Here is a 13729-nt window from a genome sequence, read left to right on the forward strand (position 1 = left end):
GCCGACGGTCACTCGGACGACCGGCAGCCCGCCGGGTCGAGGACCGGCGGAACCGCGTCGGAGACCGAGGCGTCGGGCGTGATGGTCGGCGCCGGGGTGGCGGAGGATCGGGCCGGTCGACCGCCGGCCGCCGAGGCGGACGGTGCGGGCGCGGCCCTGGTCGGCGCGATCGGGGAGTTGCTCGCCACCGCGGTGGGGCTCGGCGGACAGACCGGCTTGAGGTTCGAGTTGGTCGGGTCGTCGCGGGTCAGCTCGGCCAGCTGGCGCAACGCGTCCGGCTCGCTCTTGGCCTGGATGCCCTGCTTGACCTGCTCCTGCGCGGCGAGGGTGAGGTCGTCCAGCTTGGCGGGGCTCTCCGAGTGCACGTCGGACAGGTTGAGGCCGGCGACCTGGCCGGGGACCCCGCGGAAGACCGCGAGCTGCCCCTCGTCGGTCGCCCCGACGTAGTACTGCCGCTGGGTGTAGCTCCACCCGGCGAAGAGGCCACCGCCGAGGATGACCAGCAGCGCCGTCAGCATCGCGACGGTACGCAGCGGGCGCCGGCGGGGCCGGTCCGGCTCGTCGTCGCCACCGGGGGCCGGATCCTCCGGGGCCGGGGGACGCGGCGCGTTGAGCGCCGAGGCCCGGGCGGCCGGGGTGGAGACGTCGGCGGAGGTGGCCATGCCCCGGTCCCGGGACGCGGCGCCGCCGACGATCGGGCTCGCCTCGACGATGTCCTGGTCGGTGGCGTCCGCGATGATCACGGTGACGTTGTCCGGGCCACCGCCGCGGAGCGCGAGCTGCACCAGCCGCTCGACGCACTGCTGCGGGTCGGTGTACTCCCGCAACGTCTCGCCGATGGTGTCCGCGCTGACCACGCCCGAGAGGCCGTCGCTGCAGATCAGGTAGCGGTCACCGGGAAGCACCTGCCGGACGCTGTACTCCGGGTCGATGTCCCGGCCGTCGAGGGCCCGGGTGAGCAGCGAGCGCTGGGGGTGGCTGCTCGCCTCCTCCGCGCTGATCCGGCCCTCGTCGACGAGCATCTGGACGTAGGTGTCGTCCTTGGTGATCTGCGCGAACTCACCGTTGCGCAGGAGATAGGCCCGCGAGTCACCGATGTGGACCATGCCGAGCTTGCTGCCGGAGAAGAGGGTCGCGGTGAGCGTGGTACCCATCCCCTCCAGCTGCGGGTTGGCGTCCACGGTGTCGCGGAGCTGCTGGTTGGCGGTGCCGACGGCCGAGCGCAGGGCATCGACGAGCGCGTCCCCGGGGACGTCCTCGTCGAGCGGCGCCATGGCACCGATGACGATGTTGCTGGCGACGTCACCGGCGGCCATGCCGCCCATGCCGTCGGCGACGGCGAGGAGCCGCGGCCCGGCGTAGACGGAATCCTGGTTTCCGTCTCGGATCAGACCGCGGTCGCTGTGGGCCGCATAGCGCAGGGTCAGAGTCATGGCCGTAATTCGAGAGATGTGCGGCCGATCCGGATCGGCACGCCGAGGGGGACGGGGGTTGGTCCGGAGACCTTAGCGCGATCCAGGTAGGTGCCGTTAGTCGAGCCGAGATCTTCGACGAACCACTGCCCCTCGCGCGGCACGAGCCGGGCGTGCCGGGCGGAGGCGTAGTCGTCGGTGATGACGAGGGTGGAGTCCTCGGCCCGTCCGATCGTGATCTGTGCTTCGCCGAGGGTGATCCGGGTGCCGGCGAGCTGACCGGCGGTGACCACCAGCTGGTGCGCGGCCCTGCCCCGCTTGGCCTTCGCCGCCGGCTTCGCCGCCTGCCCGGTCGAGGCGCCGACCGCGCGCGGCGCGGCCACCAGCCGGCCCGACCGGGCTCCTGCGAAGAGGTCGCGGCGGATGACGCCGACCACCGTGAACACGAAGATCCACAGCAGGATGAGGAACCCGAACCGGGCGACGGTGATGACGAGTTCCGGCAAGGCGGGTCAGCCGTCCACGCGGAAGGTCAGCGTCGTCGTGCCGAGCTGGATCATGTCGCCGGGGTTGAGCGCCACCGCGGAGACCCGCTGGCCGTTGACCATCGTCCCGTTGGTCGACCCCAGGTCGGTCAGCACGACCTGCCCGCCGTCGAAGTCCAGCCGGGCGTGTCGCCGGGAGATGCCGACGTCGGGCAGGCGCAGGTTCGCCTGGTCGCCACGGCCGATCACCGTCGAGCCCATCTGGAGCGGGTACGTGCGACCGTCCCCGGAGACCAGCCGGACGTTGCGGGCGCCGCCGCCGTGCCCCGGCGGCGGGCCGTAGCCGCCGCCCTGGTCGTACGCCGGGTACGCCGGCGGGCCGGCGTCGTAGCCGCCCGGCGCGGAGACCGGCGCGACCTCCCCACCGGTGTAGACCTCGGCGGTGACCCGGAACATGCCCGTGTCCAGCCCCTCGCCGCGTTCGATCTCGACGATCACGTCACCGTAGACCGTCCACGCCTGCTCGCCGATGAACTCCGCCTGCGACTGGGCCAGTTCCTGGGCCAGCGCGGCGGCGTACGGCGCCAGACGACTGTGGTCGTAGGGCGAGAGATCGATCACGTAGCGGTTGGGCACCAACGTGCGGCCACCAGCCAGGATGGCCTTGTGCGCCTCGGCCTCCCGCTGCATGGCGTTGAGGATCTCCACGGGGTGGACCACCCCTTTGAAGACCTTGGCGAAGGCCCCTTCGACCAGGCCTTCCAGACGCTTCTCGAAGCGTTGCAGCACGCTCACCGGCTCCTCCTCGGGTCCCGAGGACATGATGGTATCCGGCCGGCGCGCATGCAGCTCGCGCGCCGCTCGGCCGGCGCGCGGTGGCCCGTTTCCCGGGCGCCCTTCCGACCGTGCTAATGTTTCGTCCGCCACGAACGGTGACCGCTCCGAGGAACGGTAGCCGATCGTTGCGACCCAGGTCACCGCGCGATCCGCCGGGGCTCGCTGGCGACAGCGGGGCAGGCGCCGCTACAGTGTTCGAGGTCGTGCCACGGGGATGTGGCGGAATGGCAGACGCGCACGGTTCAGGTCCGTGTGTCCGAAAGGACGTGGGGGTTCAACTCCCCCCATCCCCACCAGATCGACGAGGGCTCCGCAGTCGCGGGGCCCTTGCGTCGTATCGGGACGTGCCGGACGTCACGCTATGCTCCGGTGGTTTCTGAGCCTCCTACTGATCAGGAGTGGCGTGTGAGTGTCGCGTTGGTGACCGGATCGGGCGGTCTGATCGGGTCCGAGGCGGTCCGGCACTTCGCCGGGCTCGGCCTGCATGTGATCGGCATCGACAACGACATGCGGCAGGAGTTCTTCGGCGCCGAGGCGTCGACGGCGTGGAACGTCCGACGGTTGACCGACGAGCTGGGGTCGGCGTATTCGCACCACAGCATCGACATCCGCGACCGGGACACCCTGGCGAAGCTCTTCCAGCGGTACGGCCGGGACATCGCCGTGGTGATCCACACGGCCGCGCAGCCCTCGCACGACTGGGCGGTGCGCGACCCGTTCACCGACTTCGACGTCAACGCCGGCGGCACCCTCAACGTGCTGCAGAACGTGCGTGAGCACTGCATCGAGGCGCCGGTGATCCACTGCTCGACCAACAAGGTCTACGGCGACCGGCCGAACAGCCTGCCGCTGGTGGAGCAGGAGACCCGGTGGGAGATCGAGCCGGGGCACCCGTATGAGCAGGGCATCCGCGAGGACATGTCGATCGACGCCTGCCTGCACTCGGTCTTCGGCGCCTCCAAGGTGGCCGCCGACGTGATGGTGCAGGAGTACGGCCGCTACTTCGGCATGCGGACCGCCTGCTTCCGCGGCGGCACGCTGACCGGCCCGGCGCACTCGGCGACCGAGCTGCACGGCTTCCTCGGGTACGTGATGCGGGCCAACATGGAGCGCCGGACGTACAAGATCTTCGGCTACCAGGGCAAGCAGGTACGGGACGCGATCCACAGCTCGGACGTGGTCTCCGCGTTCGAGGCGTTCTTCCGCAACCCCCGCTCGGCGGCGGTCTACAACCTCGGCGGCGGGCGGCACTCCAACACCTCCAACCGCGAGGCGTTCACCCTGGCCGAGCAGATCACCGGCCAGGAGATGATCACCGAGTACGTCGAGGCGAACCGGATCGGCGACCACAAGTGGTGGATCGGCTCGAACGAGGCGTTCCAGGCCGACTACCCGGACTGGAAGCAGGTCTACGACGTCCCCATGATCATGCGGGAGATCTACGAGGCCAACGTCGACAAGTGGGTGCCGCAGGCATGACCGGAAACACCAAGCGCAACGTCCTCGGCGTCCTGGTCGACGCGACCGACTACGCCTCGGCGACCGAGCAGGTGGTGGCCGCGGCGCGCGATCGCCGGCCGCTGGCGCTGACCGCGCTCGCCGTGCACGGGGTGATGACCGGGGTGCTCGACCCGGCGCACAACGCCCGGCTCAACTCCTTCGACGTGGTCACCCCGGACGGGCAGCCGGTGCGCTGGGCGCTCAACCTGCTGCACCGGGCGAACCTGTCGGACCGGGTCTACGGCCCGACGCTGACGCTGCACGTGCTGCACCGCTTCGCCGAGGAGGGGCTGCCGGTCTACCTGTACGGCTCCACCGAGGAGACCCTCGACAAGCTGATCCCGGCCCTGGAGCGGATGTTCCCCGCCCTCAAGATCGCCGGGGTGGAGCCGTCGAAGTTCCGCGAGGTCCAGCCCGGTGAGGACGTCGAGATCGCGGACCGGATCCGGGCCAGCGGCGCCCGGCTGGTCCTGGTCGGGCTGGGCTGCCCGCGCCAGGAGGTCTTCACGTACGCGATGCGTCCGCTGCTGGACATGCCGATGATGGCGGTCGGCGCGGCCTTCGACTACCACGCCGGCCTGTTGAAGCAGCCGCCGCCGTGGATGCAGCGGGCCGGGCTGGAGTGGTTCTGGCGGCTCGGCCTGGAGCCGAAGCGGCTCTGGCGCCGGTACGTCATCCTCAACCCGGCCTACCTGACCCGGCTCGCCGGGCAGAAGACCGGCCTGTGGAAGGCGAAGCCGCCGGCCCCCGCCACCGAACGGCCGCCGACCTTCGCCGTCTGAACCGGCCCCGCACGTCGACACGAGGCCCCGCCCGAAGTTCCGGGCGGGGCCTCGCGCGTGGGAACAGGGTCAGAGGGTCAGCGTCCAGGTGTTGATGTAGCCGGTGTCGGCCGAGTAGATGTCGCGCACCTGGAGCCGCCAGGTGCCGTCCGCGGCCTCGCCGGAGACGTTGGTCGTGTAGGTGGTGTTGACGTTGTCGGCGCTGTCGGAGCCGCTGCTGTTCTTCAACCGGTACGCCGACCCGTCCGGGGCGATCAGGTCGATGACCAGGTCACCGCGGTAGGTGTGCACGATGTTCACCGCCACCGTCGAGGTCGCCGAGGCGTTGCGCCCGCAGCCGGAGATGGTGATCGAGCTGCTCACCGCCGAGCCGGCGTCCGGGATCGCGACGTCCGTGCCGTTGGTGCCGGTGCAGCCGGGCGGCGGCGGGGGCGGCGGCGGGGGGGTGCCGCCGTCACCGACGTAGAGCAGCTTGTTCGGCGAGCCGGTGCCGGGGTTGGTCACCACGTTGCTGGTGGCGCTGTTGACCAGGGCGTCCCGGACCTGCTGCGGCGTGTACCCGGGGTTGGCCCCGAGCACCAGCGCCGCGGCGCCGGCGACGTGCGGGGACGCCATCGACGTGCCGCTGATGGTGTTGCTCGCGGAGTCGCCGCTGTTCCAGGCGGAGGTGATCGACGTGCCGGGGGCGAAGATGTCCAGGCAGGTGCCGAAGTTGGAGAAGGACGATCGGGCGTCGGTGTTGGTCGTCGCGCCGACGGTGATGGCGGCCGGGGTGCGGGCCGGCGAGGAGTTGCAGGCGTTGGCGTTGCTGTTCCCGGCGGCCAGCGCGTACGTCACGCCGGAGTTGATGGAGTTCGCGACGGCGGTGTCCAGGGCGCTGCTGGCCCCGCCGCCGAGGCTCATGTTGGCCACCGCGGGCTTGACCGCGTTCGCGGTGACCCAGTCCACGCCGGAGATCACCCCGGCGTTGGTGCCGCTGCCGGAGCAGTTGAGCACCTTGACCGCCACCAGCCGGGTCGCCTTGGCCACCCCGTACGCCGTGCCGCCGACGGTGCCGGCGACGTGCGTGCCGTGGCCGTTGCAGTCGGTGTTGTTGCTGTCCACCGTGTTGGTGCCCCAGGTGGCCCGGCCACCGAAGTCGGTGTGGCTGATCCGGATGCCGGTGTCGACGACGTACGAGGTCACGTTGCCGGCGGTGTTCGGGTACGTGTACGAGCTGTTCAGCGGCAGCGCCCGCTGGTCGATCCGGTCCAGCCCCCACGACGGCGGGTTGGCCTGGGTGCCGGCCAGGGACACGGTGTGGTTCTGCTCGACGTACGCCACCGCCGGGTCCGCCGCGATCCGGGCGGCCGCCCGGGCGTCGACCCGGATCTCGGCGCCGCGCACGGCCGCGCTGTACGTCCGGGCCACGGTGCCGCCGTGCCGGTTGACCAGCCGGTTCACCGACGACCCGATCGCGGTGCGGGCGACGGCGCTGTCCTTGAAGACGACGATGTAGCTGTCCGCCACGGCGGTGGCTCCGCCGGCGGCGCGGATCGCACCGGTGGGCTCGGCGGCCATCGCTGGCGTGGCGGTCGCGACCATCGCCAGGGCAGCCACCCCGACGAGTACGGACCTGTGTGGAAGAGCCATCTCCCTACCTCCCTCGGACCGGCGTCCGACCGTTCACCCGCGACGCCGGATGAATCGATGTACGCCGATCGATCCGAGAGTAGGTCCCGCCGAACGGGAAGCTGAACATGCCAACTCGCCCATACCACCGGAGAGATGGCCCCCTACGGGACGCGTGGGGGTCGAACCGGGGGCGGTCCTGGATCCGCCCGGCCCAGGCGGGGGCCAGGCTGTCGGACATGGAGAGTGAGCTCGCCGTCCTGATCCCGATCGCCGCGCTCTGGCTGGCCGCCGGCGTGGTGGCGGACGGACTGCCCGGGCTGGACCGTGCCCGCGCACTCCGGCGGCGTACCGGATGGTTGTCCGCCCTGACCCTGACCGCCCTCGGGCTGACCGCGGCGGTCTTCGCCGCCGCTTTGGCGGGCGCCGGCGCGACCACGGCCGACCGGGCCGCCGCCGGGCTCACCCTGGCGGCCGGGCCGGCGCTCGTCGTCGCGGCCCGCACCCTGCCCCGGGTACGCCGGCTGCGGGCCGGCGCCGGCGCGTTCGCCACCGCACCGGGCACGCCCGCGCCGCACGGCCTGCGGGCCGCCGCGGCACACCCGCTGGTCGGCCTGCCGTTGCAGGTCACCGCCCTGGCCACGGTGCCGGCGCTGGCGACGGCCGGCGGGCTCGACCTCACGACCCGACCGGACGTGGTCGGGGCGGCGGTCACCGTCGGCGGCCTCGCCGTCCTCGCGCTCGGGGTACGCCTCGCGCTGCGGCACAACCGGCTCGCCGAGCGGGCCTCGCCCGGCGGACCGTCACTGCTGAAGCCGCCCACGCCGCGGGCGGCGCCGGCCTCAGCGCGGGCGGCCGGAGCCCTGCACGTAGAGCAGCTCCAGGATCGCCCGGGTGGCCTCGAACCACCGGTCCAGCCAACCGGGCGGCGGGACACTCCCCTTCGGCGGCAGCTCCATCAGCAGGCCGCGCAGGAGCGGGTGGTCGACCAGCGACTCGGTCGGCTCGACCGGCCAGCCGGCCGGCGGAAACGAGGGTTCGGTCAGCGGGTTCGGGTCCAGCGAGGGCAGCGACAGCGGCGGACCGGCCTGCTCCGGGCTCGCCGGCCCGGACTCCCGGCCGACCTCGGTGTCGGTGGACACGACCTCGGTCAGCACGGTGTCCCGACGCGCGCCGCGGTACTTGCCACCGAACCGCTCGGACTTGCCCGGGCCGTTGGTGAGGTTGTCTGAACCGATCGTCGTCATCCGTCTCGCCTGCCTCGTTCGATTCCGATCGTGCGGCCGGTCGTCGACCAGCGTCGTACCGAGGGTTCAACGAGACGGGGCCGAAGTGGCGACGGCCGGTCGGGGCACTCCCCGACCGGCCCGTCGTCAACGCCACGCTGCGTCGGTCAATGCTGGACGAAGGCGCCGTCCCGGGCGCCGGCGACGAAGGCGTGCCAGTCACCCGGAGCGAAGACCAGGGCGGGACCTGTCTTGTCCTTCGAGTCCCGCACGCCGACCACCCCGGGCACGTACGCCACCTCTACGCAGTTGTCACAGTTCGGCCCGCTCTTCGAGCTCTTGAACCACGTCGCCTGCGTCAGGTCCCTGCGGACCCTCTTGGTCGCCATTTCCACAACGGCTCCTCTGCCAGTTTTGCGATGTGAGCGATGGATTCCTCCGGGCGAATGGCCGCTGCTCGAATGTGATCGAAGATGAAGCTGTACTTCTGCAGTTCGTCGCTCTTCTCCAGGAAGAGCCCACCCGTGGCGTTCTCCGCGTACACGACATCGGGATCACTCGGCTCGGGGAAGCTGAGGATGGTGAACGTGCCGTCCATGCCGGCGTGCGCACCCACCTCGAAAGGCAGAACCTGAAGCGTCACGTTCGGGAGTTCCGCCACCTCGACCAACCGTTTGAGCTGGCCACGCATCACCGCGTCGCCGCCAACCGGCCGGCTCAGCACCGCCTCATCGAGCACCACCCACAGATCGACCGGATCGTCCTGGGTCAACAACGACTGACGGCCCAGACGGACACGCACCCGCTGGTGCACCTGGTCCGCGGTGAAGTCCGGGCGCGCGGCCCGGATCATCGCGCCCGCGTACTCCTCGGTCTCCAGCAGGCCGGGGACCACCTGCTGCTCGTACGCCCGGATCGAGCTGGCCGCCGCCTCCAACCCGACGAACGCCCCGACCAGCACCGTGCTGTACGGATGCCACCAGCCCTTCTGCCGCGCCTCCCGGGCGATCTGCACGAGCTCGTCGCTCTCGACGCCCACCACCCCGTAGATCCGGAGCATGTCGCGGACGTCGCGGGGCGTGGCCGAGGTGTGGCCCGTCTCGATCCGGGAGATCTTGGAGGCGGAGCACTCGAGCTGCTCGGCGACGGTCTCGATGGTGATCCCGGCGGCCTCGCGCTGGCGGCGCAGTTCCGCGCCCAGGCGCCGACGGCGGATGGTGGGGCTGCGCCGCTCGCTCACCGCGCCACCCCACGGCTCGCCGGACGGGAAGGCCCGTTCCTCGCGCTCACCCGGTTACCTCCGGTCGCTCGCGCCTGCGTCCACACCCGCCGAGGGCGCGACCGACGAACGGCGGGCGATCGTTCGCGGCAGGGGTGGTGCCGGTGGTCGACCGGCCGCGGCGGGCGAAACCGGCGTCCAGTGTGCCGTTTCGAGGTCGGCGTCTTCAAGCGCCCGGTTCACGTGTCGCGCTCACTTATCGGCAAAAGTCGACGTGCAACTTGCATCGAGCACATCGCTGATGCAGTCTGTCCGTATGGCACGGGTTACTCAGCGTTCCCGAACCCTCCCGCGGCGTGGTGATCCCACCGGGCTCCGGGTCGACGGACGAGGCGCCCGCGCCAACCGCGACGACGAGACCTGCCCCGGGGTGATGACCCCGCCGCTGCACGCCCGACGGCTGCGGCGGCGGGCGCGGTACCCGGGAGCAGTCCGGTGATGGTCGGGTGGCGGTCCGCCACCGCGGATACGGCCCGACCAGCACCACCGATCCACCGGTCCACGAGGCACGACCCCAGCCGGACCAGCACGACCTTCCCCCGATCAGCTCCGGTCGGCTCGCAACGCCGGCCATGTCCTCCCAGGAGCCCATGTGCTTCCCCGCTCCGGTGACGTACTGCACGTGACTCGCGCGGCGAGTGTCCAGTTCCTCCGGCCCATCACCTTCCGGGTCATCCGAGTGCTCGACTGGCCGACCTACGACGGTTGGCTCTGGCTCGACGGCTACGAGTTGAACGCGGCGGGGGACGCGGTCAACCGTCGGTCGATCTTCGTACAACAGGCGGGGATCCGGCAGCTCCAGGCCGCGCCGCCGCCCCGTCCGCACACCGTACGACCCCGGCGGCCCCTCAACCGGGCCCCGGTGCCGGTGGGCTGAGCCCGCCATTACCCGGCCGGGGGGCGTACCGCGGCCATAGAATCGGTACGCCCACCCCGGCGAAAGTCACCACCCCGCGCGCGTCCCGGACCCTGAACCTGGGATGGCCATGGTCGAAATGCCCGCCGCGCGGCGGCACCACAGGTCCCGTATCTCCTACGCGTTCGGACTGCTGGCGCTGGTCGCCGCCGCCGTCACCCTCGCGGTGGTGATCCGCTATCCGGCGGAGTCGACCACCCGGCTGACCGAGCCGGTGCCCGCCCCCGAGATCACCGTGGTCGGGGAGGGCTCCGAAGATCCGGACGACAGCGACCCGAGCCAGCTCGACGACTGGAGCGCGGCCGAGTCGGCCGACGACTCCGGCGGCGATCTCGCCGGTGACCCCGGCGCCGTCGGCGGCGACTCCGTCCCGGAGGCCGACCGACCGGCCGACGGGTCAGCCGGCGGCGAGGCGGTGGCCGGGCCGGCGACCCGGGGCGCGGCGACCGGTGGGACGCAGAGCCTCAGCCAGTCGCTCTTCTACTCCGGGCTGCTCGGGCTGGCCATCTCGCTGGCCGGGCTGGGCCTGGTCGGGACCAGACGCCGGAGGTGGTGAGCCGTCACCGGGTCGGGGTCTCCTCGGGCGTCGGCTCCGGCTCCTCGGTCCGCGACGGGGTCGGCGGCGGCGCGGCGGCGACGACCAGCGTCACCACCTCGTCGGTGCGTACCAGCTCACCCGCCTCCGGGTCGGTCTCGATCACCGTGCCCGGCCGCTGGTCGTCCGACGACCGGGTCCGCACCTGGTACGACAGGCCGAGCCGGTCCATGATCGCCTCGGCCGACGCCCTGGGCACCCCCACCAGGGGCGGCACCGGGACCCGGTCGACGGCGGTGGTGGTCGGCGGGCTGGTCGGCGGCTCCGTGGTCGGCGCGGTGGTCGCCGGCGCGGCGGTGGTGACCGGAGCGCTGCTGGGCACCGGCGGGGGCGCCGGATCGGACCCGGGTTCCTCGACGGCCCGCAGCGCCAGCCAGATGCCGGCCCCCAGCAACCCCAGCAGCAACAGGGCCAGGATCGCCAGCAGGATCGGCGTCCACCACCGCCGGTCACGCTGGTCCTCGGCGTACCACTCGTCTGGCTCCTGGTAGTCGGCCGGCCGGGGCGGCGGCACCCCGGCCCGCCCGGACCACACGGTCGCGGCGGGCACAGCGGCCGGCTGCCGCCGGGTCGCGTCGTCAGCCGGCGGCGGCAGCGGGCGGGTCGCGTCCACCGGCTCGTGCGGGGCGGTCGCGTCCACCGGCTCGCGCGGGGCGGTCGCGTCCAGCGGCTGCCCGGCGGGGCGGTCGCCCGGCGGGGGCAGCCGGCGGGTCCGGTCGGCCGCGGCCGGGGGCAGCGGTCGCGTCGCGTCGTCGGCGGGTGGCTCCTGGCGGTCGTCGCTCATCGCACGTCCTCTCCCACCGGGCGGGCGGCACGGCCCTCGACCGTCCAAGGTAGCCGTCGCGGTCACCGGCGGCCGGGATCAGCGCGGCGACCCGCCCGTCACGGAGTCGCCGGGGCGCCGCTCGTGGCGGGAACCTCGTCACCGCAGGTGAGGGCCACCGGGTCGTTCCAGTACGCCGTGGCGCCGGCGGCGGGCTCCTGGTCGACGACGGTGCCGTCCCGGCCCGTCCGGTACCGGGGGAACAGTCCGGCCTCGCCGAGGTCGTCGGCGGCGTCGTCGCAGTCCTCACCGACCAGCGACGGCACGGTCACCGCCGGCGCGGGCCCGGCGACGTGGACCCGGACGGTCGTCCCCCGGCGCACCGGCGTGCCGGCGGCGGGCTCGGTGCGCTGCACGGTCCGACCCGAGCCGCTGCCGAAGACCAGCCGCCAGCCGAGCTTGCGGTCGCGCAGCTCCGCACGGGCCGCCACGAAGTCCGTACCGATCAGGGGTGGCACGGTCAGCCCGGCGGGAGTGTCGTCCGGCGCGGGCGGTGACGTGGTCCGGCCGGCCGTCGGCCGCGCGCTGGTCGGCCGGTCCCCGGCCGGGGTGGTCGCGTCCGTCACCGCCGCGGCCGGCGGCCCGGCGGGCGGATCACCAGCCGGCTCGGCGAGCAGCCAGCCGGCGGTCGCCCCGACCGCGGCGAGCAGGACGACCGCCAGGCCGCCGCCGAGCAGCACGGTCGCCCGACCGGCTCGCCCGTCACCCCGCTCCGCCCCGGCGGCCCCCTGGTCGCCGGCGCCGCCCGGCAGTCGCCGCACCGCTTCCCGCCCGGTGTGTCCGTCCGTCATCGCGCTCCCCACCTCGTCACCGGCGACGGTAACGGGCACCGCCCACCCGTCACCGGCTGTGCTTCCGCCGTCGCACGGCTCGCCGCGCCGACCAGGGAACGCTACGCTCCCCGGCATGGCTGGACGGGGCTGGGGAGGATCGGTCGCCACCGCGGTCGGCGTCGCTGCCGGCGTGGGCGCGGCCCAACTGGGCTTCGGCTACGGCCTGGGCATCGTCAACTGGACGCCGGTCGATGCCACGGCCACCGAGGCGGCCTGGTTCGCCAGCCTCGCCTGGGCGACCTGGATCGCGGCGGTCTCCGCCGTCCTCGGCGCCGTCTGCGCGCAACGGCTGCACGAGCGCGGCGGGCACCCCGAGCCGGGCGGCACGCTGCACCGGGTGACGCTCGCCGTCGCGGGGGCCGTCGGCGCGCTCGTCACCGTGCTGCTGGTGGCCGTGCCGGCCCGGGCGGCGACCGTGCCGGACACCTTCTCCCCGCAGACCGTCGCCGCCGGGTACGCCGGCATCGGCGTGCTGGTCGGGCTGGTGGCGGCGGTGTGGGCGCTGCACTCCCGGGCTGTGGCGGCCAACGTGGCCGCCACCGTGGGCTGGCTCTGGCTGCTCGCCGTGGTCTCGGTGGTGGACGGGGTGCTCGCCGGGCGCGGCCTCACCAGCGCCCAGCTCGGCATCTGGCAGATCGCCCACGACAGCGTCCGGTTCTGGGTCCGTGACTATCTCTACTGGCCCGGCGCCCTGCTCGCGACGGGGTCCGCGCTGGTGATCGGCGCGTTGGCCGCCCGGCGTACCGCCCGGCTGGCGGAGCGGCGGCTCGGCGCGGCGATCTCCGGGGCGGCCGGACCGCTGCTCGTCGCGGTCGCGTACTTCCTCGCCGTGCCCCGGTTGGCGACCATCGCCCCGGCGCAGGTCTCGGCCCACCTGATCGCGCCGTACGCGGTCGTCGTCGGGGTGGCCGGATCGGCGCTGGTGGCCGCGCTCGCCCAGCGGGCCGAGCGGCGGGCCGCCGCCCGGGGTGCGGTGACGGTGCCGCGCCAGCGGACCGGCGACCCGGACGACCTGCCGGCGGCTGCCGATCCGTTGCCGGCCGCCGACCAGACCCCGGTCGGCGCCGCTGCCCGCCGCACCGGCGCCGTCACCGAGGTCGCGGCCGGTTCCCCCGCAACGGTCGACCCGGCGACGGGCGGCGCCGCCACGATGGGCGATCCGGCGGAGGCCGACACCCCGCGGGCCTCGGCGAGCAGCCGGGATGCGGCCCCTCCCGGCGGTCCGGTAGGGCGAGCCCGTCCGCCCCGACGGAGCCGGGCGGTAGCGTCCCCGAAGCCGGCCGAGCCGGCAGCGCCCCGGAAGCCAGCCGCCGGGCCGGGCGTCGAGCCGGCGGTCACGGACGAGCCGGTCACCGGGCCGGCGCCGGAACCCGGCTCGGGCACCCGCCGCCCCCGCTGACCACCCCGTCCGCTCGGCGCGGTCCCGCGCA

General features: G+C 73.5%; 14 protein-coding genes and 1 tRNA gene. 6 read left to right on the plus strand and 9 right to left on the minus strand.

Annotation, left to right across the window (positions count from 1 at the left end; all coding sequences use genetic code 11):
- Window positions 1-8: 8 nt before the first annotated feature.
- Genes AC5L3Z_RS11370 through AC5L3Z_RS11380 form a run of 3 tightly spaced genes read right to left on the minus strand, consistent with a single transcriptional unit; the run spans window position 9 to window position 2719 of the window.
- The gene (locus AC5L3Z_RS11370) at window positions 9-1433 is read right to left on the minus strand and encodes a PP2C family protein-serine/threonine phosphatase (RefSeq protein ID WP_494841513.1); all 1425 of its coding nucleotides are present in this window, start codon (window positions 1431-1433) and stop codon (window positions 9-11) included.
- Complete coding sequence (locus tag AC5L3Z_RS11375; protein ID WP_334534257.1) at window positions 1430-1918, minus strand: FHA domain-containing protein FhaB/FipA; 489 nt, start codon at window positions 1916-1918, stop codon at window positions 1430-1432. Before AC5L3Z_RS11375 ends, AC5L3Z_RS11370 begins: the two co-directional genes overlap by 4 nt.
- Window positions 1919-1924: 6 nt before the next feature.
- Window positions 1925-2719, minus strand: coding sequence for an FHA domain-containing protein (locus AC5L3Z_RS11380; protein WP_088959603.1), 795 nt, complete (start codon window positions 2717-2719; stop codon window positions 1925-1927).
- Between the two features lie 225 nt (window positions 2720-2944).
- Between AC5L3Z_RS11380 and AC5L3Z_RS11385 the strand changes: the two genes are divergently transcribed.
- The 3 genes from AC5L3Z_RS11385 (at window position 2945) to AC5L3Z_RS11395 (ending at window position 5016) form a co-directional block, all read left to right on the plus strand.
- Window positions 2945-3030, plus strand: a tRNA-Leu gene (locus tag AC5L3Z_RS11385).
- Between the two features lie 109 nt (window positions 3031-3139).
- On the plus strand, window positions 3140-4213 hold the full coding sequence (locus AC5L3Z_RS11390) for an NAD-dependent epimerase/dehydratase family protein (protein ID WP_494841514.1): 1074 nt from the start codon (window positions 3140-3142) through the stop codon (window positions 4211-4213).
- A complete protein-coding gene (locus tag AC5L3Z_RS11395; protein ID WP_494841515.1) occupies window positions 4210-5016 on the plus strand; it encodes a WecB/TagA/CpsF family glycosyltransferase in 807 nt (268 codons plus the stop codon). The genes AC5L3Z_RS11390 and AC5L3Z_RS11395 overlap by 4 nt, the downstream gene beginning before the upstream one ends.
- 69 nt (window positions 5017-5085) lie before the next feature.
- Here the strand turns inward: AC5L3Z_RS11395 and AC5L3Z_RS11400 are convergent, their stop codons facing one another.
- From AC5L3Z_RS11400 to AC5L3Z_RS11415, 4 genes are all read right to left on the minus strand, one after another.
- On the minus strand, window positions 5086-6648 hold the full coding sequence (locus AC5L3Z_RS11400) for a S8 family peptidase (RefSeq protein ID WP_494841516.1): 1563 nt from the start codon (window positions 6646-6648) through the stop codon (window positions 5086-5088).
- Between the two features lie 821 nt (window positions 6649-7469).
- Window positions 7470-7874 carry a hypothetical protein gene (locus AC5L3Z_RS11405; RefSeq protein WP_494841517.1) on the minus strand — a complete coding sequence of 135 codons (405 nt, stop codon included), beginning with the start codon at window positions 7872-7874 and terminating at the stop codon, window positions 7470-7472.
- 146 nt (window positions 7875-8020) lie between these two features.
- Window positions 8021-8242: a DUF397 domain-containing protein gene (locus tag AC5L3Z_RS11410; RefSeq protein ID WP_334529060.1), complete on the minus strand. Its 222-nt coding sequence runs from the start codon at window positions 8240-8242 to the stop codon at window positions 8021-8023.
- Window positions 8212-9093, minus strand: a complete 882-nt coding sequence (locus AC5L3Z_RS11415; RefSeq protein WP_334529063.1) for a helix-turn-helix domain-containing protein — start codon at window positions 9091-9093, stop codon at window positions 8212-8214. The genes AC5L3Z_RS11410 and AC5L3Z_RS11415 overlap by 31 nt, the downstream gene beginning before the upstream one ends.
- Before the next feature lie 631 nt (window positions 9094-9724).
- On the opposite strand from AC5L3Z_RS11415, the gene AC5L3Z_RS11420 reads away from it, so the two are divergent.
- Window positions 9725-10009 (plus strand): hypothetical protein, encoded by a 285-nt coding sequence (locus AC5L3Z_RS11420; protein ID WP_494841518.1) that lies wholly within the window; start codon window positions 9725-9727, stop codon window positions 10007-10009.
- 103 nt (window positions 10010-10112) lie between these two features.
- Window positions 10113-10604 (plus strand): hypothetical protein, encoded by a 492-nt coding sequence (locus tag AC5L3Z_RS11425; RefSeq protein WP_494841519.1) that lies wholly within the window; start codon window positions 10113-10115, stop codon window positions 10602-10604.
- 4 nt (window positions 10605-10608) lie between these two features.
- Here the strand turns inward: AC5L3Z_RS11425 and AC5L3Z_RS11430 are convergent, their stop codons facing one another.
- Together AC5L3Z_RS11430 and AC5L3Z_RS11435 are read right to left on the minus strand one after the other, a co-directional pair.
- Window positions 10609-11427: a PASTA domain-containing protein gene (locus AC5L3Z_RS11430; RefSeq protein WP_494841520.1), complete on the minus strand. Its 819-nt coding sequence runs from the start codon at window positions 11425-11427 to the stop codon at window positions 10609-10611.
- Between the two features lie 98 nt (window positions 11428-11525).
- Entirely contained in the window at window positions 11526-12257 is a 732-nt protein-coding gene (locus tag AC5L3Z_RS11435; protein ID WP_494841521.1) for a PASTA domain-containing protein, read from the minus strand.
- 115 nt (window positions 12258-12372) lie between these two features.
- On the opposite strand from AC5L3Z_RS11435, the gene AC5L3Z_RS11440 reads away from it, so the two are divergent.
- On the plus strand, window positions 12373-13698 hold the full coding sequence (locus AC5L3Z_RS11440; protein ID WP_494841522.1) for a hypothetical protein: 1326 nt from the start codon (window positions 12373-12375) through the stop codon (window positions 13696-13698).
- Window positions 13699-13729: the final 31 nt, after the last annotated feature.

This window comes from Micromonospora sp. LZ37 (assembly GCF_059359015.1).

Bases quoted from the DNA above. Each gene is read 5' to 3' on its own strand.
- AC5L3Z_RS11370 (WP_494841513.1), bottom strand. From the start codon at position 1,433: ATGACTCTGACCCTGCGCTATGCGGCCCACAGCGACCGCGGTCTGATC.
- AC5L3Z_RS11395 (WP_494841515.1), top strand. From the start codon at position 4,210: ATGACCGGAAACACCAAGCGCAACGTCCTCGGCGTCCTGGTCGACGCG.
- AC5L3Z_RS11405 (WP_494841517.1), bottom strand. From the start codon at position 7,874: ATGACGACGATCGGTTCAGACAACCTCACCAACGGCCCGGGCAAGTCC.
- AC5L3Z_RS11425 (WP_494841519.1), top strand. From the start codon at position 10,113: ATGGCCATGGTCGAAATGCCCGCCGCGCGGCGGCACCACAGGTCCCGT.
- AC5L3Z_RS11410 (WP_334529060.1), bottom strand. From the start codon at position 8,242: ATGGCGACCAAGAGGGTCCGCAGGGACCTGACGCAGGCGACGTGGTTC.
- AC5L3Z_RS11435 (WP_494841521.1), bottom strand. From the start codon at position 12,257: ATGACGGACGGACACACCGGGCGGGAAGCGGTGCGGCGACTGCCGGGC.
- AC5L3Z_RS11400 (WP_494841516.1), bottom strand. From the start codon at position 6,648: ATGGCTCTTCCACACAGGTCCGTACTCGTCGGGGTGGCTGCCCTGGCG.
- AC5L3Z_RS11440 (WP_494841522.1), top strand. From the start codon at position 12,373: ATGGCTGGACGGGGCTGGGGAGGATCGGTCGCCACCGCGGTCGGCGTC.
- AC5L3Z_RS11430 (WP_494841520.1), bottom strand. From the start codon at position 11,427: ATGAGCGACGACCGCCAGGAGCCACCCGCCGACGACGCGACGCGACCG.
- AC5L3Z_RS11380 (WP_088959603.1), bottom strand. From the start codon at position 2,719: ATGTCCTCGGGACCCGAGGAGGAGCCGGTGAGCGTGCTGCAACGCTTC.